This is a genomic window from Lichenihabitans sp. Uapishka_5 (assembly GCF_033947565.1).
Taxonomy (GTDB): Bacteria; Pseudomonadota; Alphaproteobacteria; order Rhizobiales; family Beijerinckiaceae; genus Lichenihabitans.
On sequence record NZ_JARPVX010000033.1, the window covers coordinates 1 to 18326 of the forward strand.

Annotated in this window: 22 protein-coding genes; 15 read left to right on the top strand and 7 right to left on the bottom strand. The window is 66.1% G+C overall.

Annotated elements, in window-relative coordinates:
- The 3 genes from P7D22_RS12830 to P7D22_RS12840 all read left to right on the top strand — a co-directional run.
- Positions 1-778, top strand: a 778-nt coding sequence (locus tag P7D22_RS12830; protein ID WP_319934637.1) for a dienelactone hydrolase family protein, incomplete at its 5' end; no start/stop codon positions are given.
- A 47-nt stretch (positions 779-825) separates the two neighbouring features.
- On the top strand, positions 826-1080 hold the full coding sequence (locus P7D22_RS12835) for a hypothetical protein (RefSeq protein WP_319934638.1): 255 nt from the start codon (positions 826-828) through the stop codon (positions 1078-1080).
- 96 nt (positions 1081-1176) lie between these two features.
- Positions 1177-2424 (top strand): TIGR03862 family flavoprotein, encoded by a 1248-nt coding sequence (locus P7D22_RS12840; RefSeq protein ID WP_319934639.1) that lies wholly within the window; start codon positions 1177-1179, stop codon positions 2422-2424.
- Here the strand turns inward: P7D22_RS12840 and P7D22_RS12845 are convergent.
- The gene (locus P7D22_RS12845) at positions 2411-2590 is read right to left on the bottom strand and encodes a hypothetical protein (RefSeq protein WP_319934640.1); all 180 of its coding nucleotides are present in this window, start codon (positions 2588-2590) and stop codon (positions 2411-2413) included. The genes P7D22_RS12840 and P7D22_RS12845 overlap by 14 nt on opposite strands.
- A gap of 123 nt (positions 2591-2713) precedes the next feature.
- Between P7D22_RS12845 and P7D22_RS12850 the strand changes: the two genes are divergently transcribed.
- Positions 2714-2998, top strand: a complete 285-nt coding sequence (locus tag P7D22_RS12850) for a DUF3072 domain-containing protein (protein ID WP_442916081.1) — start codon at positions 2714-2716, stop codon at positions 2996-2998.
- 63 nt (positions 2999-3061) lie between these two features.
- Here P7D22_RS12850 and P7D22_RS12855 read toward each other — a convergent pair whose 3' ends face one another.
- Both P7D22_RS12855 and P7D22_RS12860 read right to left on the bottom strand, forming a co-directional pair.
- Positions 3062-3739, bottom strand: coding sequence for an alpha/beta hydrolase (locus P7D22_RS12855; RefSeq protein WP_319934642.1), 678 nt, complete (start codon positions 3737-3739; stop codon positions 3062-3064).
- A gap of 54 nt (positions 3740-3793) precedes the next feature.
- Positions 3794-4447, bottom strand: coding sequence for a DNA-3-methyladenine glycosylase family protein (locus P7D22_RS12860; protein ID WP_319934643.1), 654 nt, complete (start codon positions 4445-4447; stop codon positions 3794-3796).
- A gap of 58 nt (positions 4448-4505) precedes the next feature.
- Between P7D22_RS12860 and gluQRS the strand changes: the two genes are divergently transcribed.
- The 9 genes from gluQRS (at position 4506) to P7D22_RS12905 (ending at position 14097) form a co-directional block, all read left to right on the top strand.
- Complete coding sequence (gene gluQRS, locus P7D22_RS12865) at positions 4506-5381, top strand: tRNA glutamyl-Q(34) synthetase GluQRS (protein ID WP_319934644.1); 876 nt, start codon at positions 4506-4508, stop codon at positions 5379-5381.
- Positions 5382-5603: 222 nt separating this feature from the next.
- Positions 5604-6125, top strand: coding sequence for a hypothetical protein (locus tag P7D22_RS12870; protein ID WP_319934645.1), 522 nt, complete (start codon positions 5604-5606; stop codon positions 6123-6125).
- Positions 6126-6372: 247 nt separating this feature from the next.
- Entirely contained in the window at positions 6373-8664 is a 2292-nt protein-coding gene (locus P7D22_RS12875) for a tetratricopeptide repeat protein (RefSeq protein WP_319934646.1), read from the top strand.
- 9 nt (positions 8665-8673) lie between these two features.
- Positions 8674-9564: a glycosyltransferase family 2 protein gene (locus P7D22_RS12880; protein WP_319934647.1), complete on the top strand. Its 891-nt coding sequence runs from the start codon at positions 8674-8676 to the stop codon at positions 9562-9564.
- A 339-nt stretch (positions 9565-9903) separates the two neighbouring features.
- The gene (locus tag P7D22_RS12885) at positions 9904-10479 is read left to right on the top strand and encodes a hypothetical protein (RefSeq protein WP_319934648.1); all 576 of its coding nucleotides are present in this window, start codon (positions 9904-9906) and stop codon (positions 10477-10479) included.
- Between the two features lie 186 nt (positions 10480-10665).
- Entirely contained in the window at positions 10666-11418 is a 753-nt protein-coding gene (locus P7D22_RS12890; RefSeq protein WP_319934649.1) for an electron transfer flavoprotein subunit beta/FixA family protein, read from the top strand.
- On the top strand, positions 11415-12344 hold the full coding sequence (locus P7D22_RS12895) for an electron transfer flavoprotein subunit alpha/FixB family protein (protein WP_319934650.1): 930 nt from the start codon (positions 11415-11417) through the stop codon (positions 12342-12344). The genes P7D22_RS12890 and P7D22_RS12895 overlap by 4 nt, the downstream gene beginning before the upstream one ends.
- A gap of 29 nt (positions 12345-12373) precedes the next feature.
- Positions 12374-13246: a 3-hydroxybutyryl-CoA dehydrogenase gene (locus P7D22_RS12900; RefSeq protein WP_319934651.1), complete on the top strand. Its 873-nt coding sequence runs from the start codon at positions 12374-12376 to the stop codon at positions 13244-13246.
- Between the two features lie 284 nt (positions 13247-13530).
- Positions 13531-14097, top strand: coding sequence for an HNH endonuclease (locus P7D22_RS12905; protein WP_319934652.1), 567 nt, complete (start codon positions 13531-13533; stop codon positions 14095-14097).
- Position 14098: 1 nt separating this feature from the next.
- Here P7D22_RS12905 and P7D22_RS12910 read toward each other — a convergent pair whose 3' ends face one another.
- The 3 genes from P7D22_RS12910 to P7D22_RS12920 form a co-directional block, all read right to left on the bottom strand.
- The gene (locus P7D22_RS12910) at positions 14099-14335 is read right to left on the bottom strand and encodes a hypothetical protein (protein ID WP_319934653.1); all 237 of its coding nucleotides are present in this window, start codon (positions 14333-14335) and stop codon (positions 14099-14101) included.
- Positions 14336-14427: 92 nt separating this feature from the next.
- Positions 14428-15360 carry a 4-hydroxybenzoate octaprenyltransferase gene (ubiA, locus tag P7D22_RS12915; RefSeq protein WP_319934654.1) on the bottom strand — a complete coding sequence of 311 codons (933 nt, stop codon included), beginning with the start codon at positions 15358-15360 and terminating at the stop codon, positions 14428-14430.
- Between the two features lie 28 nt (positions 15361-15388).
- The gene (locus P7D22_RS12920) at positions 15389-15850 is read right to left on the bottom strand and encodes a hypothetical protein (RefSeq protein WP_319934655.1); all 462 of its coding nucleotides are present in this window, start codon (positions 15848-15850) and stop codon (positions 15389-15391) included.
- Positions 15851-16005: 155 nt separating this feature from the next.
- Here P7D22_RS12920 and P7D22_RS12925 point away from each other — a divergent pair, with 155 nt between their 5' ends.
- Entirely contained in the window at positions 16006-16758 is a 753-nt protein-coding gene (locus tag P7D22_RS12925; protein WP_319934656.1) for a 16S rRNA (uracil(1498)-N(3))-methyltransferase, read from the top strand.
- Here the strand turns inward: P7D22_RS12925 and P7D22_RS12930 are convergent.
- Complete coding sequence (locus tag P7D22_RS12930; RefSeq protein ID WP_319934657.1) at positions 16755-17516, bottom strand: class I SAM-dependent methyltransferase; 762 nt, start codon at positions 17514-17516, stop codon at positions 16755-16757. The two genes, P7D22_RS12925 and P7D22_RS12930, sit on opposite strands and share 4 nt — an antisense overlap.
- Positions 17517-17647: 131 nt before the next feature.
- Between P7D22_RS12930 and P7D22_RS12935 the strand changes: the two genes are divergently transcribed.
- Complete coding sequence (locus P7D22_RS12935; RefSeq protein ID WP_319934658.1) at positions 17648-18304, top strand: L,D-transpeptidase; 657 nt, start codon at positions 17648-17650, stop codon at positions 18302-18304.
- Positions 18305-18326 lie beyond the last annotated feature (22 nt).

Consider the following 18326-nt stretch of genomic DNA (forward strand, 5'->3'; position numbering starts at 1 on the left):
CTGCCCCTTCGGACCCCACCCAGCCATGATCCTGCGCAGCGATGAAACCGCCGACATCCCGGTGGAAAACAGCGGCCTCATGCGGCTGCACCTGGTCCGGCCGGCGGTTCCGGGCTGCTTTCCGGGCCTCCTGTTGTTTTCGGAGATCTACCAGGTGACGGCACCGATCCGGCGCCTCGCGGCCTTCTTTGCCGGGCACGGCTTCGTGGTGGCGGTGCCGGAAGTCTACCACGAATATGAGCCCGCCGGCACGGTGCTGGCCTATGACAAGCCCGGCACCGACCGGGGCAACGACCTGAAATTCACCAAGCCGGTGGCGGCCTATGACGCCGATGCCCGGGCGGCGCTCGGCTTCCTGGCCGGACACGCCGCCTGCACGGGTCGCCTCGGCACGGTCGGGGTCTGCCTCGGCGGTCATCTGGCCTATCGGGCGGCGCTCGATGACCGGGTCGGGGCCGCGGCCTGCTTCTATGCGACCGACATTCATGCGGGCTCGCTCGGGGCCGGGCGGGCCGACGACAGCCTCGCCAGGATGGCGGAGCTCAAGGCCGAGTCCTTGTTCGTGTGGGGCCGCCAGGACCCGCATGTGCCGTTTGCCGGCCGCGAACGCATCCGGGCCAGGCTGGAGACGGTGGGCGCCTCCTACGAATGGCACGAGGTCAACGGCCAGCACGCCTTTTTGCGCGACGAGGGCCCACGCTACGATCCCGAATTGTTCGTCGCCTGCACCGGCTGGGCCCTGGCCCTGTTCCGCCGCACTCTGATGGCGACGCATTGAACCGAAGCGCCTCATTGTCGTTTGTTCCTCCACAAGGAGAAACCACGATGAGGCTGTTGACCGTCACCCTGGGGATCGCTGCCCTTGCGGCCCCCGTTCTGTTGAGCCTGCCCGCCGAGGCCCGCACCGCCTTTCAATATTACGCCCAGGGGCGCGGCGCCTATGTGTCCAGCAAGGACCATCCGCCCGGCGGCCTGCAGGACACGTTCCAGGATTACGGCGCCCTGCCGCCGCCATCGCCCGGCAGCCCGTATCACCCGCCGGCCGACCTGCCGCCGCCCGGCTACGGCTACGGTTATTGAAACCCCGCATGAAGCACCAGCGGCGCGGATGTCAGCCGGCCGCTCGGCATTCTGTAGAAGAAGTATGACAGTGTATTCATCGAAAGCCGTGGTCCGGTGAACGGCAGTGCACCAAGGACCGCGGCCGTCGTCGGGGCCGGGCCGGCCGGCCTGATGGCGGCCGAGGTGCTGGCCGAGGCCGGCGCACGTGTGACGGTGTTCGACCAGATGCCATCGATCGGCCGCAAGCTGTTGATGGCGGGCCTGAGCGGGCTGAATCTCACCCACACAGAGCCGCTGCCTGCCCTGCTGGCCCGCTACGGCGATGCCGGGCCGCTTCAGAACATCGTCTCGGCCTGGCCGGCCGAGCAGCTGCGGGCCTGGTGCCATGGCCTCGGGCAGGACACGTTCGTGGGATCGAGCGGCCGCGTCTTCCCCACCGCCATGAAGGCGTCGCCGTTGTTGCGCGCCTGGCAGGCGCGCCTCGTCAGCCTCGGCGTCATGTTCCGGATGCGGCATCGCTGGATCGGCTGGACCGAGGGCGGAGCCCTGCGGTTCGAGACGCCCGACGGGTCCGCCGCGATCGAGCCGGATACCACTTTGCTGGCACTCGGCGGCGCGTCCTGGCCGCGGCTCGGCTCGGACGGCCGCTGGGCCGACACCTTCGCGGCCGCCGGAGTACCGCCTCGGCCCTTCGCGCCGGCCAATTGCGGCTTTGCGGTTGCGTGGTCCGAGACCTTCCTGGCGCGCCACGAGGGTATGCCGTTGAAGGGGGTGGTGCTGCGCTTCGCCGGCCGGGAGGTGCGGGGCGACCTGGTGGTCACCCGGTTGGGCCTCGAAGGGGGGCCGCTTTACGCCCTCGCGGCCCCGTTGCGCGATGCCCTTGCGGCCGGCGCGCCGGTCGACCTGACGGTCGGCCTGCATCCCGATCTCGACGAGGCCGCCATCGCGGACCGGCTGTCCCGCCGTCGCAGCAAGGACTCGCTGGCCACGGCGCTGCGCAAGACGCTCGCCCTGGCGCCGGTGGCGATCGGCCTGCTGCAGGAAGCCGCGCACGGGATCACCCACGAGGACCTGTCGCGGCTCGATGCCACGACCCTGGCCCGGCGCATCGCAGCGGTGCCGGTGCGCCTGAGCGGACCCGCGCCCCTCGCGCGGGCTATCTCCACGGCCGGCGGCACGGCCTTCGCGGATTGCAACGACGATCTGATGCTGCGAGCCCGGCCCGGCACCTTCCTGGCCGGCGAGATGCTGGATTGGGAAGCGCCGACCGGCGGCTACCTGCTGCAGGCCTGCTTCGCCACCGGCCGCGCCGCCGGTCTCGCGGCAAAGGCGTGGCTCGACGAGGGCGTCAACCGACGCTGAGCCGCGCCAGGACGCCGAGCAGCCCCAGGCTCATCACCCCATAGGTCGACAACGTCGCCAGCACCACCCGGCGCGATCGAAGCACGCGGCGGCGCAGGCGCATTTCCAGGGTCGGGCGCAAGGGCCCATGCGGATGCCGGATCACGGAAGGAGCGAGAAAAGCCAAGGACATCGTGCGCAAAAGGACATGGGAATCACCGGCTCGCATGAGGGCAGCCGACGCGGCCCCTCATGGCCGCCTTCGTGCCGCGCAACAATCGACCATATGGCGGAGCCGCCATGCAGTTGGATGGGAACAGCCGGACCGGTTCGGCGTTACTGGAAAACAGACCGTGAACAGGAGAGTGCCTTGACCGACGCCCACAACCCCAAGCTCGACGAGCACCCGGCCTCGAACGCCGAGAAGAACCCCGACGATTGGACCACCGGCGGCGAGCCGATGACGGGTGCCCAGGCCTCCTACCTGAAGACCCTCAGTGAAGAAGCGAAGGACCCCGAAGCCTTTGATGACAAGCTGAGCAAGGCCGAAGCGTCGAAGCGCATCGATGCCCTGAAGCAGGCGGTCGGTCGCTAAAGCCATCCCGGTCCGGGCCCTGGCCTCGAGGCCAGGGCTCGCAGCGCCGCCGGGTCCGAGGTTTTAGCGCATCGGGAAGGGCAGGCCGAAGCTCTTCGCCAGAAACAACCCGCCATGGCGCAAGCCCGCCGGATCGATGCCGTGGCCGACACCGAGCGACAGGTGCCATTGACAAGGCACCGAGGCCTCGGCCAGCGCATCGGCCGACTGGAACAAGGCGTCGAGCGGGATCACCTGATCGGCGTCGCCATGCACCAGCAGGACCGGAGGTTGCTGGCTCGGGCCAGCATCGGCGGCGGTTTCGGGTTGCGGTGCCACGAGAAGACCCGAATAGCCCAGGATGGCCGCCACGCGGCCCCGGCGGCGCAACCCCACATGCAGCGCCATCATGGTGCCCTGGCTGAAGCCGACCAGGGCCAGGCGACCATCGTCGAGCCCGAGGCGTTCCAGCTCGGCATCCAGAAAGCCGTCGAGCCCGGGTGCCGCGCCCACCACCCCGCGCCAGCGCTCATTGGGATCGCGGAACGTGAGGGGGAACCATTGCCGGCCGGTGGGCGACTGGCTGCAGCGCTCCGGCGCATGCGGGGCCACGAATTCGGCGTCGGGCAGCCAGGGCTGCCATTGCCGGGCGATCTCGATCAGATCCTGGCCGTCGGCGCCGTAGCCGTGCAGGAAGACGACGAGCTGCCGCGCGTGGCGCGATTTAGCGGGAAGCCGGGGACCATCGATGCGTGCGGCCATGACCTTGTTTCCCGATTGGAGCCGGGCCTTTCTCGACCGCGGGCGGCGGGCCGGTCAAGTCGCCGGCGGCGGCATCGACGCGCCGGCGCCCCGTCGGGCCCGGTAGCAGGCCCAGAGCAGATAGGCCGCGACCCCGCGCCAGGGGCGCCATCGCTCGGCCAGAGCCGTGAGCCTTGCGGCGTCCGGCCGTCGCGCGCCGCCGAACACCAACCGATAGGCTTCCTGCAGGGCGAGATCGCCAGCAGGAAAGGCATCCGGCTCACCCTGGCAGAACAACAGGAACACGTCCGCGGTCCACGGCCCGATGCCCTTCAAGGCAACGAGCCGCCGGTGGGCCTCCGCGGCCGGCATGGCGGCAAGCCGGTCGAGCGGCAACGTCCCGTCCATCGCGGCGGTAGCCACGCGGCGCAACGTCGCCATCTTGGCGACCGACAACCCGCAGTTGCGCAGCGTCGCCTCGTCGGCCTTCAACAGCGTGGCGGGCGCCAGGGGCTGGATCGCGGCGCTCAGGCGTCCCAGCATGGCGGCCGCGCTGGCGGTAGAAACCTGCTGGCCGAGGATCGTGGCGGCCAGGCCTGCGAAGCCGACGGCTCCGTGCCGCAACGCCGGACGGCCGCCCACAGTCCATAAAGCCGAGAAACCAGCCGGATCGCGTTCGGACAGGCCTGCCAGGCCCGCATCGAGGGCGGCGTCCGTCGTGAGGCGCACCGGCCCCCCATCCGGGCTTGTGCTATGCAGGTCTGAACCTTGATCCGGACCGTCGATCATGCCGGCATCGCCCATCCTGCGCTTCGCCCCCTCCCCCGACGGCTTTCTCCATCTCGGCCACGCTTATTCGGCGCTGATGAACCAGCGGCTGGCCGACCGTCTCGGGGGGACCCTGCTGCTGCGCTTCGAGGATATCGACCCGGCGCGCTGCCGTCCCGAGCACGTCGACGAAAGCCTGGCCGACTTGGCCTGGCTCGGCATTCGCTGGCAGGGCCCCGTATGGCAGCAATCGACGCGGCTCCCGGCCTATGCGGTTGCGCTGGCGAAACTCGACACGATGGGCCTGACTTATCCCTGCTTCTGCAGTCGCGGCGACATCGCCCGCGTGGTCGAAACCCGGCCCGACTGGCCACGCGACCCCGACGCCAGCCCGCTCTACCCCGGCACCTGCCGCCATCTTACTGCCGGCACACGCACGGCTTGGCAGGCGGCGGGACGGCCGCATGGGCGTCGCATCGACATGGCGGCAGCCTTAAGCCACCAGCCCCACCCGCTCGGCTGGACGGAATACCGCGAAACGCCTGAGGCCACCCGGGTCGCGGCCGATCCGGCCCTTTGGGGCGATGCCCTGCTGGCCCGCAAGGACGTCGCCACGAGCTACCATATCGCCGTGGTGGTCGATGACGCGGCGCAGGCCATCACGGACATCGTGCGCGGCGAGGACCTGTTCGCCGCCACGAGCCTGCACCGCCTGCTCCAAGCCTTGTTGCGCTTGCCGGAGCCGGCCTACCACCACCACCGCCTGATTCGCGATCTGTCGGGCAACAAACTCGCTAAAAGCCGCAACAGCGCGACGCTGCGCAGCCTGCGACACGCAGGCACGGACGTCACTGCTATATGGCAATCGCTGGAGGCCCGACGGGACGAAACGTGAACCGGGGTCCGGCAGCAAGAAATCCCTCACCACAACCCTCAACCCGCCCTTGCGGTCCCGAGGCGATTGCGTCAGTTTAATGTTAACGCGCTCATGTGAAGCTGCGACCTAGGGTGGAAGCGACATACCTTTCAAAGGAGAGGTATGAACCCTTGACTCGGCCTTTGATTAAATTATAACCGGGTTGCAAGTTACCGCAAGGTTATGTTCGGAGGTTCCGTTATGAAGAATGTTTTGGCCGCTGCTGCTATCGCAGCGACTGTTTTCGCTGGTTCCGCTGGCTTTGCTCAGGCGGCTGTTACCACCCCGTCCGTAAGCCTGCTTGACGGCTCGTTCCATGGTACGTCGCCGACGGCCAGCAACGGTAGGGGTTTTGACTTCATCTCGTTCACCATTCCTTTCCAGAACAGCAACACCGTGAACGCTGCTATTACTGCGTCGCAGGGTGCGATCTCCATCCTCGCGTTCGACATCTTCGCCTCGAACAAGACGACGATCCTTGAGACGGGCACGAAGGTCACGAACAAGTATTTCACTCTCGATCCGATCACTCTGGCTGTTGGTACCTACTACCTCGGCATCAAGTCGACGGGTGGTAACAACGGTTCGTCGAGCGGTTACTCTGGCACTCTGTCGGTCTCCTCGGTTCCGCTGCCCAACAGCGTTGCGCTGTTCGGTCTCGGCATTGCTGCTCTCGGCGTCGCTGGCGCTGTGAGCCGCAAGATGGCCGTCAACGTCGCCTAACTAGCGCTTATCAGTTATTTAGAACGGGGGCTTCGGCCCCCGTTTTTTTAAGTACAATCTAGATCATTGCGGTCACCACTGGCTCTGCCATGGCGTCGAAAGCACCGGTATCGTATTGAGTCGTTATATCGACTCAATGATTGCCGAGACAGACCCGATGCGTGCACGATTTCGACATGTTCTTCTACTCTCGGCAGTGCTTCCCTTGGGAGGCTGCTTTGGAAAGACAGAGGATATCTCGGCCTATATGGCTCGGGGTAACCAGTTGCTGTCCGAGGGCAACCCGGAAAAGGCCAAGGTCGAATTCCAGCACGCGCTCCGTATTCGCCCGGCCGATCCGCAGGCCAACCTGAGCCTGGCCAAGATCGAAGAAGCCGAAGGCGACATCCAGGCGTCGGTGCCGCATTATCTTCGCGCAGCCGCACCGGACGCACGCCTCCTGGAGGCTCAGCTCCACGTCATCGAAATCCTGATCGAATCGGCCCGCTTGAGTGACGCGCTCGGTCGGGTCAACACGACATTGGGAAGCTTCCCCGACAACGCAGATGCTCTCGCGCTTCGTGCCGACATCTATGCGCAGCAGAATCAAACCGCACCATCCCGTGCTGACGCAGTGGCGTCGCTTCAAAAGGATGCGTCCAATGCAAGGGCGCTTTCAGTTCTCGCAACCCTGGCCCTTAAGTCTGAGGACAGTGCCGCAGCCCTGGCCTATGTCAATCGGGGCCTCGCCAAACATCCGGATAGCATCCAGCTCCGGCAGGTCGAGGCTGCCGCCCTGCTAACGGCGAACCAGCCCGATAAGGCGATCGAAGCCCTTCGGTCCATTGTGCGCACGGCGCCGCGCAACGTGGCACTGCAGGTCGCTCTCGCGCAACTGCAGGCCCAAACCGGAAAGTCCGCCGAAGCGGTGGCGAGTCTGCAAGCAGCCGTCGCTGCCGATCCCACGAACCAGGATCTGCAACTGGCGTTCATCAAGTTTCTGGCCGCTCAAGCACCGTCGCAGGACGTCGAGACTTACCTCAACAAGCTGATTGCCGGCACCCCCAGCACGGGGACCTATGATCTGGCCCTTGCCGGATTCCTGCAGGGCGAGAATGAGCTTGAGCAAAGCCGGGCGGTGCTCGAGAAGGCTATCGCGCGCTTGGGCACCGGACCGCAAGCCGACCAGATCCGCATCGCGCTCGCCCGGGTCGACTCGGCTGCCGGACAGAGTTCACTTGCGCTGGCGCAGCTTGGTACGGTGTTGCAGTCCGATCCGCAAAACAAGAGTGCCTTGCTGGTGCGCGCCGACATGCAGATGCGCTCCGGTCGGGTCGCATCCGCGGTGACGGACCTCGAAAGTGTTGTGCGACAAGACCCGGTGAACGGCCATGCCTTCCAGATGCTGGCCAGCGCCTATCTGCTGCAAGGCAAGACGGCCATGAGCATCGACGCCATGAAGCGCGCCGTCGCAGTGATCCCGGGTGATGATGGAGCCCAGATCCAGCTCGCGGCGTTTCTCGCCACGGCTGGAGATCGCACGGGAGCGCGAGACATCATCACGCGGCTGACGCTTCAGCATCCGCAATCGCCGGCCATATGGGCCGTGGATGCGGAATTTGGATTGGAACGCAAGGATTGGGTTGCGGCGGAGCGATCGATCGACCGCATCCGGGCGCTTCCCGACGGCGCTCTGACTGCCATGATCCTCGAAGGAGAGTTGCAGAACACTCGGGGCAACTTCGCCGAGGCCGCAAAGAATTACCAAGCCGCACTGACCGCTGATCCGTCCCAAAACACGCGTCTGCCGGGGGACTTCATGCGCGCCAGCCTGGCGGCCGGGCAGGCGCCCGCCGCCGTCACGACCTTGTTGGGACTTGTGCCGTCGCTGAAAGGTAAAATGCAGCAGCAGGCTTGGGCCGCGTTGGTCACGCTGCAAGACAGGGTGGGGAATTACAGCGGCGAAAAGGAAGCCTACCAGCAGCTCGCACGCCTGGAACCCAAGCAAGCCGAACCCTATACGCTTTACGTTCAGAACCTGGTCCCTCGCCGCGCGTTCGAAGACGCGAAACAGGTCGCCGATGCCGGACTTGCGGCGGGAGCATCCGCGTCGGCGATGGCCAACCTGAAGGGTTGGATCGCGTTGAGTGCCGGAAACAGTGCGGAAGCGCAGGGCTTCTACAAAGCCGCCTACGACAGCGATCCGACGTCGCTTGACGCCGCAAACAATTATGCGAGCCTGCTGGCCGATCTGACGCCGAAAGACACAGAGGCACTCGCGCAAGTACGCTCTGCGTTGAATGGTGGAGAAACAAGCCCCAACGCCGATATCGTGGATACGATCGCTTGGCTTGACTATCGCCTCGGTCGCTTCGAGGAAGCCAAGGACCTTCTGAACCGCATCAACGCGAGTCAAAGCCCCAATCCTCAGGTGCGTTTCCACCTTGCCGCGACATTGATCGCGCTTGGCAAGAAAGACGAAGGGCTGGCCCTGCTGGAGACCACAAAGGGTCTGACGTTCCCCGGGTCTCAGGAGGCTCAAACCTTGTCGGCCACATAAGGTCGCCTCATGCTTCAACAACCCTCGCCGGCAGCGACGATCTCCATCGTCGTTCCCCACTACAACGACCTGGAAAACCTCGCGATCTGCCTCGATCTGCTTGGACGTCAGGTGGTGGACGACGCTTTCGAGATCGTCGTCGCGGACAACAATTCGAGCTGCGATCGCGTTGCCCTCGTCGAGATCTGCGATCGACCGAACACACGTTTGATCGACGTGGTCGAGCAAGGCGCGGCTCCGGCTCGCAACGGCGGCGTCGAAGCCTCACGATCCCCCCTTCTGGCCTTCATCGATTCCGACTGCAGGCCGGAACCGGGATGGCTCCAGGCCGGCATTCGGGCTCTATCCCGCTCCACGCTTGTCGGCGGACGCGTCGATGTCACGGTCGACGACGAAGACGCGCTGACCCCGACCGAAGCGTTCGAGCGCATCTTCGCGTTCAACAACGCACGCTACATTCGGGACGAGCGGTTTTCTGTCACGGCCAACATGTTCACGACCCGCGCTGTCTTCGACCAGGTCGGCGGCTTCCGCTCCGGTGTCTCGGAAGACCGTGAATGGGGTCAGCGGGCCGCGGTCCTGGGGTACACATGGCTTTATGAACCAGCCGCCCGCATGGGACATCCAGCCCGCCGCACGCCCGACGAATTGCATCGCAAATGGCGCCGCTTGATGCGGGAAAGTTTCCTGCTTGCGCGTGAGCGCCAGGGTTTCCCGCTCACCTGGCTCCTGCGTGCCTGGGTGGTGGTGCTGTCTCTACCATTGGCCCTCCTGGCCGCCCGGAGAAGCGATCAGGTGAGAACGCTTGCCGATCGCCTGAACGCGATGCGCGTTGTGGTCAGATTGCGATTCTGGCGTTTCGTCGAGGCGCATCGCTTGGTTTTGGCGAAAACCCCTTAGCCACGGGTGTCCTGGAGCTCCGGCAGGATCGAGGCCGTGATCTGTGTGTCAACGCAGGTCCTGACCGGAACAACGTCGCTCGCATCGCCACCGATCGGCACTGGTTCAAGACGACCATCACCGCGGGACACGCGCAAAAGGTCGCAACCCATCCACTGAAAGGCGCGGCGCCTTGGCTCTCGGCTCCAGAGCACCCCCCGCTCTGGGCCACCCCGACCCCTGATTAAGGTAACACTCTCGATACCGTCTCGGCTCAATCACGCCAAATGTTGCCTTTTCACATAGATTAAGGATAAGAGCCCGCGACGCCAGGCTAACTGGCGTGATGGAGTGTGACGCATGCGGGTTGGACCAACGATCTCAGGACTGATGTTCGCTTCTACTCTCGTAGTTTCGAGCACCGCAGTTCAGGCGGCTACGTTCGACATCGATTTTATGATCAGCAGCAACTATTTCGTCACCGATGGCCAGATAAGCAATGTCTCAGTCAGTGACTTCCCGGCCAAAGGTTCTGCAACCATCACATCTGTCGGGTCCGGCTACGAGATTTCAGACTTCTCCCTTCACGCTGGGCGCTATTCCTTTCCAGCGGACTTCTTTTCCAACGTCGTTGCAGTTTACCAGAATGGAGCGACCCTTTCGGGATTTGTTCTCTCCTCGTATGCTGTAGGCTATGAGCGTACTCTCACGTTTGATTTCGCGAGGGGCCACCTGGGAGATTTCGCCCTGGTTCAGGCTGAGCCGGATTATGTCTCGTTCGGCTGCTCAGGGTGCGTCTCCGCCAGCCTGGCTGCCGCTGATCTTCCCAGCACCGTCCCCCTCCCATCCTCTGCTCCCTTGTTTGGCGTAGCCCTTGTCGGGCTTGCCGCGATGGGCTTGCGTGGACGGCCGAGAAAGGCGTCCCTGCCGACTTGATCCAGGCAGCCGCACAAAGCTCTTCCCGTACTGAAGCCGGGACCATGGAGCAGTCAGCGATATGGCCCTGCGCGCCAGCTTCGTGAAGCCTCACCCGGGCTCGCGTTGACTTGCCCCAGGGCCACTATTACCAGTGCAGGTCACGTTTAAGCGCCTGCGGGCGCCTCGCCGAAAGCCTTCGTCGCGATGAAGATCCTGGTCCCCGTGAAGCGGGTCGTCGACTATAACGTGAAGATCCGCGTCAAGCCGGACGGGTCGGGCGTCGACCTTGCCAACGTGAAGATGTCCATGAACCCCTTCGACGAGATCGCCGTCGAGGAGGCGCTGCGCCAGAAGGAAGCCGGGGCCGCCACCGAGGTGGTGGTGGTGTCGATCGGCCCGGCCCAGGCGGTCGAAACGTTGCGCACCGGGCTTGCCATGGGGGCCGACCGCGGCATCCACATCAAGGTGGACGGCGTCGTCGAGCCTTTGGCGGTCGCCAAGATCCTGAAGGGCGTGGCCGATGCCGAGCAGCCCGGCCTGATCATCCTCGGCAAGCAGGCCATCGACGACGATTGCAACCAGACCGGCCAGATGTTGGCGGCGCTGCTTGGCTGGGGCCAGGGCACCTTCGCGTCGAAGATCGTCATCGATGGCGGACAGGCCAGCGTGACGCGCGAGGTCGACGGTGGCTCGCAGACCGTGTCGCTGACCTTGCCGGCCATCGTCACCACCGACCTGCGCCTCAACGAGCCGCGTTACGCCAGCCTGCCGAACATCATGAAGGCCAAGAAGAAGCCCATCGCCGAACAGGCTCCCGAAGCCTTCGGCGTCGACGTGACGCCGCGCCTGACGGTGCTGAAGACCGTCGAGCCCGCCGGGCGCAAGGGCGGCATCAAGGTGGGGTCGGTGGCCGAACTCGTCGCCAAGCTGAAGACCGAAGCAGGAGTTCTGTCGTGACCACGCTTCTTCTCGCCGAACAAAAGGACGGCCACCTCAACGACGTGACGGCGCGCGCGCTGACGGCTGCCCGGCAGATGGGCGCGCCGGTGCACGGGCTCGTAATCGGTGCGGGCGCCGCGGCTGCGGCCGAAGCGATGGCCAAGCTCGACGGCATCGAGAAGGTGCATGTGGCCGAAGCCGGCACCGAACATGCGCTGGCCGAGCCGGTGGCGGCGCTGCTGGTCAAGCTGGCCGATCATCACCCGACCCTGGTGGCGCCCGCCACCGTGACCACCAAGAACATCATGCCGCGCGTCGCGGCGCTGCTCGATGTGATGCAGCTGTCCGAGATCACCAAGGTGGTGTCGGCCGACACCTTCGAGCGACCGATCTATGCCGGCAATGCCGTGCAGACGGTGCAGACCCGCGATGCCACGAAGGTCATCACGGTCCGGACCGCCGGCTTCCCGGCCACCGGCGAGGGCGGCGCCGTCGCCCCGATCGAAACGCTGGCAGCCGCGGTCGACCCAGACCTGTCGCGCTTCACCAGCGAGGCGCTCGCCACCTCCGAGCGGCCCGAACTGACGTCGGCGAAGATCATCGTTTCCGGTGGCCGCGCCATCGGCAGCCGCGAGAATTTCACCGCCTATGTGGAGCCACTCGCCGACAAGCTCGGGGCCGCCATGGGGGCGTCGCGCGCCGCGGTCGATGCCGGCTATGCGCCGAATGACTGGCAGGTCGGGCAGACCGGCAAGGTGGTGGCGCCCGATCTCTACATCGCTTGCGGCATCTCGGGCGCCATCCAGCACCTGGCCGGGATGAAGGACTCCAAGGTCATCGTCGCCATCAACAAGGACGAGGAAGCGCCGATCTTCCAGGTGGCCGATTATGGCCTCGTGGGCGACCTGTTCCAGATCCTGCCTGAGCTCGCCAAGGAGCTTTGATCGCGACCGGCCAGAACGGAGGCAAACCCATGATCGAGACGCTCGGTGTGGTGGGTGCCGGCCAGATGGGATGTGGCATCGCTCAGGTGGCGGCCACAGCCGGTTTTCCGGTGGTGCTCAACGACCTGTCGGACGAGCACCTGCAGGCGGGGCTCGCTACCATCGGCGGCAACCTGGCCCGCGCGGTCCAGAAGGGCCAGCTCGCCGAAGACCAGCGCCGCGACGCCTTGGCCCGCATCCGCACGGCGGTCGACTACACGGGTCTCGGCGACTGCGACCTGGTGATCGAGGCCGCGACCGAGAACGAGCCCGCCAAGCGCAAGCTCTTCGCCGACCTTTGTTCGGCCATCAAGCCCGGCGCTCTGCTCGCCTCCAACACGTCGTCGATCTCGATCACCCGCCTGGCATCCGTGACCGACCGGCCGGAGCGCTTCATCGGCATCCACTTCATGAATCCGGTACCGCGCATGCAGCTCGTCGAGCTCATCCGTGGCATTCAGACCGAGGCCGACACGTTTACGGCCGCGCTGGCCTTCATCGCGGCCCTGGGCAAGACCGCCACCGTGTCGGAGGATTTCCCGGCCTTTATCGTCAATCGCATCCTGCTGCCGATGATCAACGAGGCCGTCTACACCCTGCATGAGGGCATCGGCTCGGTTGATGCCATCGACACGGCGATGCGGCTCGGCGCCAATCATCCCATGGGCCCGCTGCAGCTTGCCGATTTCATCGGCCTCGACACCTGTCTGGCCGTGATGCAGGTGCTCCACGAAGGCTTGGCGGATTCGAAATACCGGCCGTGCCCGCTTCTGGTCAAATATGTCGAGGCTGGCTGGCTCGGCCGCAAGACGCAGCGCGGGTTCTACGATTATCGCGGCGAAACCCCGATCCCCACCCGCTGAAGATGCGGCCGCGCCCGTTAAGGCTGCGGCCAAGGGCCTGACCGGGCAAGCCGTTTAGGCTCTTCACAATCCCGTCACAGCCTGTGTAGACTATCGGTCGTGGAAGGCCCTTGCGCTGTCCAGGGCCCTGGTCGAAAGGCGGACACGTGACGCTATTCCGAAGGCCGTCTCCTCCGGGGTCCCTGCCCCACCCTCGTCGCGGGAGGGTGATGGGGTGAGGCACGGCGGCTGCAAGCGGATCGACGAGGCTGAATGGTGCCAAGGATTGGCTTCCAGGAGGTCTCATGGGATTTCATAAACCCATCCCCGACCTTTGCACCCTGGTGCTGAACGCCGACATGCAGCCCCTCAGCTGGGGGCCCTTGTCGGTCTGGACCTGGCAGGACGCTCTCGTGGCGGTTCTGCAGGGCAGGGTCCACCAGGTATCCTGTTATGATGTCGAGGTCCGCTCCGCATCGCAGGCTTTCGCGATCCCCTCGGTGGTGTCGCTGAAGAGCTATCATCGTCGCAAGCGCATTTCCTTCACGCGTTACCACGTGTTTCTGCGCGATGGGTTCCGGTGCCAATATTGCGGCAAGCCGGACGACAGCACCAATCTCACCTTCGACCACGTCACACCGAAGTCGAAGGGCGGCACGACGTGCTGGACCAACATCGTGACCTGTTGCGCCAGGCATAACCTGCAAAAGGCCGACAAGACCTTGAAACAGTCGGGTCTGACGCTGATGCACCCGCCCTATGAGCCGACGCCCGCCCAGCTCGATGCTGTGGCCCGGCGCCAGCGCGTTCCAGACAACCTGCACGAAACCTGGCTGGATTACCTGTACTGGGACTCGACGCTCGAGCCGTGACCTATCGGGGTGCGCCGTCCGGTCCCGCCGACGGACGCACGTCGATGCCGAGGATGGCTGCCTCCAGGCTGCCCTTGGCGGGCGCGGGAGCCCCATCCAGCATGGTATTGGCGAGCGCCTGTTCGTAGGCCTTGGCGAGACGCTCGCGCGTCCACACGCCGCCTTGCGTCTTGAACTCCTCCAGCAGATTGAGGTGGAGCAGTTCCCCGAAGGCGGTGTCGAGCGTGTTGTCGGTCATGGCGGTCCCCTTCTGAACGTGTGCGACGCTAGTCCAGGAGTCTCTGCAAGCCGTTTAAGTCGATCGTTCAAATGCAGGCGATCGTCCGCGGCTCAGACGGCCCGCAGCGCGGCGTCGAGCAACAGGCCCGCCCATAACAGCACGCCCGCCCAGCGATTGGAGCGGAACAGGCCGAGCGGCCGCCCGGGCACGCTCGGGTCGATGCGCAACACCTGCCAGCCGCAATGCATCGCAAAGGCGGCCCAGCCCAGATAGGCGGCCCAGCCGAGCCCGGCGGTCCACACGGCCAGCATCGCCGCTCCGGCGGCGACGCCATAAAGCCCGCCAACACCGGCCCGCACCTGATCGCCGAAGAACAAAGCGGTCGAACCGATCCCCACGATCGCATCGTCCCGCGTATCTTGCAGGGCGTAGATCGTATCGTAGCCGATCGTCCAAAAGATCGCGGCCGCGTAAAGCCACAGCGGCGGGGCCGCCAAGCTGCCCATGAAGGCCGCCCAACCCATCAGCGCCCCATAGGCAAAGGCAAGGCCGAGCACTGCCTGGGGCCAGTGGGTGACCCGTTTGGCGAAAGGATATAGGGCCACCACCAGCAGCGAGGCGAGGCCGAGCAGGATGCTGAAGCCGTTCAGGCTGAACAACACCAGCGCCCCGATCAGGGCCTGCGTCACCAGAAAGGCCGTCGCCCGCGCAACCGACACCTGCCGGCTCGCCACGGGACGGCTGCGGGTCCGCTCCACCTGCCGGTCGAGGTCGCGATCAACGATGTCGTTGAAGGTCGAGCCGGCCCCGCGCATTGCGATGGAGCCGAGCAAGAACAATCCGAGATGGTCGAGACGCGGCAGCGTCCGCGCTGCATCGGCCGCCAGGGTGGCGCCCCACCAGCAAGGCAGCACCAGCAATTGCCAGCCGATCGGCCGGTCGATGCGGGCCAATTGTGCATAGGGCCACCAGGCGCGCGGCCAAAGGCGGAGCAGCCACGGCGCCGTGGTGTCAGGAAGGCTGCCGGCCGTTTGCTGCGTCATCGTCGGAGAACACCGCGGGGCGGGCGGATCAGAGCGGCCCGGCCGGCAACTTCGGCGCAGCCTCCACGGCCTGCTGGGCCTCCTGCTGCTTCATCTGCTTCATCTTCACCGCAACCATGCAGGCCTTGGTGGCGAAGCCGGCCGTCTTGGCGTGGGCCTCGGACATCTTCTGCGCGAAATCGGGCGGCAGGTTGCACCATTCGCCATTCTTGGTGAAATAAGCGCTGGCTTCCCCTTCGATCGACGCCAGGGTCCGCAACTGGGGACAGGCCGCGACGGGATCGAGCTTGCCGCCGTTCTTCTTCGCGGTCGTGTTGATGGCTGCGACGGCATCCATGCGGCGCTTCATGATGGCGTTGACGTCCACCTGGCAGTCGGCATGAGCCATCGTGGCCACGGAGGATCCGGCGAGCGCGGCCAGGACGACAGCGAACAGCGGACGCGACAGACTGGCAACGATCGAAGCCTGGGGTGCCGGCGAAACCTTCATGCGCCACGATTCCTTTGCTGGGGCGAACGGGACGGTCGCGTGGTATGGCGAACACGGTTCCTGCAAAAGTGCGGCGGCTTCGTGACTTTCGGGACGGGCCTTGCAACGACGCCGGCCCTGTTGCATCCGTGTCACGCCTGCCACGAGCCTGCCCGATGCCCCGTTACGATTTCACCGCGCCCCGCCTGTTTGTCGATGCCCCCCTGGCCGCAGCCGCGGATGTGGCGCTCGACAAGCCGCAAACCAATTACCTTCGCAACGTGCTGCGCCTCGGCCCGGAAGCCGGCGTGCTGGCGTTCAACGGGCGGGATGGCGAATGGCGCACGACGTTGGCGCTCAGCGGCAAAGCCGCCGTACTGCGGCCGCAGGAACAGCTTCGCCCGCAGCCACCGGCGCCAAGCCTCGTCTACGGCTTCGCGCCGCTGAAACACGCGCGGCTCGACTATATGGTGGGGAAGGCCGTCGAAATGGGGGCCGGCGTGCTGCAACCGCTCCTCACCCAGCGCACCCAGGTGGCCCGCATCAATGGCGACCGCATGCGGGCCAACGTGGTAGAGGCGGCGGAACAATGCGGCATCCTGCATTTGCCCGAGGTGCGCGACCCGCTCCGCCTCGACGCCTGGTTGGCGGACTGGCCGGACGACCGGCTGCTGGTGTTCTGCGACGAGGACGCGCCGGTGGCCGACGCCATCGCGGCCTTGCGGGCCGGGCTTCCGTCGGGCCCTGCCATGACCACGCTGGCGCTGGTGATCGGCCCCGAGGGCGGCTTCGACCCCCGCGAGCGGGCGGCGCTCGAGCGCCTGCCCCAGGCCATCCGGATCTCGCTCGGGCCTCGCATCCTGCGGGCCGATACGGCAGCCGTGGCGGCCCTTGCGGTCATCCAGGCGGTTCTGGGGGACTGGCGCTAAGGCCCATCGCCTTGGCGCCGGCGCAAGCCGGCCGGTGCCAGGGCGGGATGCAGGCGCGGCAGGGTGCGGCGGGCCGCCTTGCGCAGCAGGATCGGCCGGTAAAGTTGCTTCGAGGCTTCTTGCACCAGCAGGCCGGCGCCCGGCAGCGCCAAACGTCCGCCGATGCGCTCGAACACCGGCGCCATGCGAAGCGTCGTCTGCCGCTCGAACGGCGGGATATACAGGATCTCGCTGAGGCGCTCCGGCGAGAACAAACTGTCGCGCAGCACGCGGCCCAGTTGACCGCGCGAAAAAGGCTGGCCGTGGCCAAACGGCGTCGTGTCGACGCTGGCCCACCAGCCGCGCCGGTTCGGCGCCACCACGATCAGCCGCCCGGCCGGGGCCAGCACCCGCCACACCTCGTCGAGAACGTCGCGCGGATGGTCCGTCACCTCGAGCAGGTGGACCAGCAGCACCCGGTCGACCGAACCGTCGGGCAGCGGCAACAGGTCCGGCTCGATCAGCGCCGCCGCCGAAATCGGGTGGCTGCCCTGCGGTGGCCAATGCACCACGCCCTGTTCGGCCGGCATGAAGGCCAGTGTCCGCATCGCCTCGTCGCGGAACAGGTCGAGATACGGCAGCGCGAAGCCGCAGCCCATCACGGTCAGTCCGGTGGTGTCACGCCACCAATGGCGCACCACTGCCGCGAGGCTGCGCTGCGCCAGGCGACCGAGCGGGGCGGCGTAGAAGGTGCGCAGGTCGACGACGTCGAGCGGCATGGACGGTGCCTCCATCCGGTTGGCGCGGCAAGCCAGTCCGTCAACCTTGTTTGCAGACGCCGGTTTACGCCCGTCCCATAAACCCGGATGCTCGGGGACACTCAAGCCCCACTCTCAGTAAGGTCGACCGGATGCGTATCGCCGTCGTCACGATTCTGGCTGCCCTCTGCGGCCTGCTGACTCTCATGGGCGGGGCGGAAGCCCGCGTGAGGATCGCCGTCGACCTCGGATCGCAGACCATGCGGGTCAGTTCGGCATCGGGCGACTACCTGTGGCCGATCTCGTCCGCCCGCACGGGCTTCAACACGCCGCGTGGCACCTATGGGGTCCAGCGTCTCGAGGCAATGCACCGCTCGCACAAGTACCATAACTCGCCGATGCCTCACTCGATCTTCTTCAAGGGTGGCTACGCGATCCATGGCACCTACGCGGTCGGGGCGCTCGGTCAACCGGCGTCGCATGGCTGCATCCGCCTGGCGCCGGAAAACGCGGCCGCCCTCTACCAGATGGTGCGGCAGGAAGGTGCCCAGATCGCCATCAACGGCACCGCGCCGGCCCCGCAGCGGGTTTACGCGGATGGGCGCCCGCTACCCCGAGCCCGCATGCTGAGCGCCGCACGGGCCAATCACGGCACCTTGGCCTATGCGACCTCAACACAGGCGCGCCATCGTTCCGCACAGCCGGTCTATGCGGCCGATGGTCAGGGCTTCTACCTGCGCCCGGTGATGAGCTATGCGCCTCAGCCGCGTGGCCTCGGCGAGTGGTTGATGGACCCGGCTGGCTGGTAGAATAGCGGCCAAGCCCGGCACG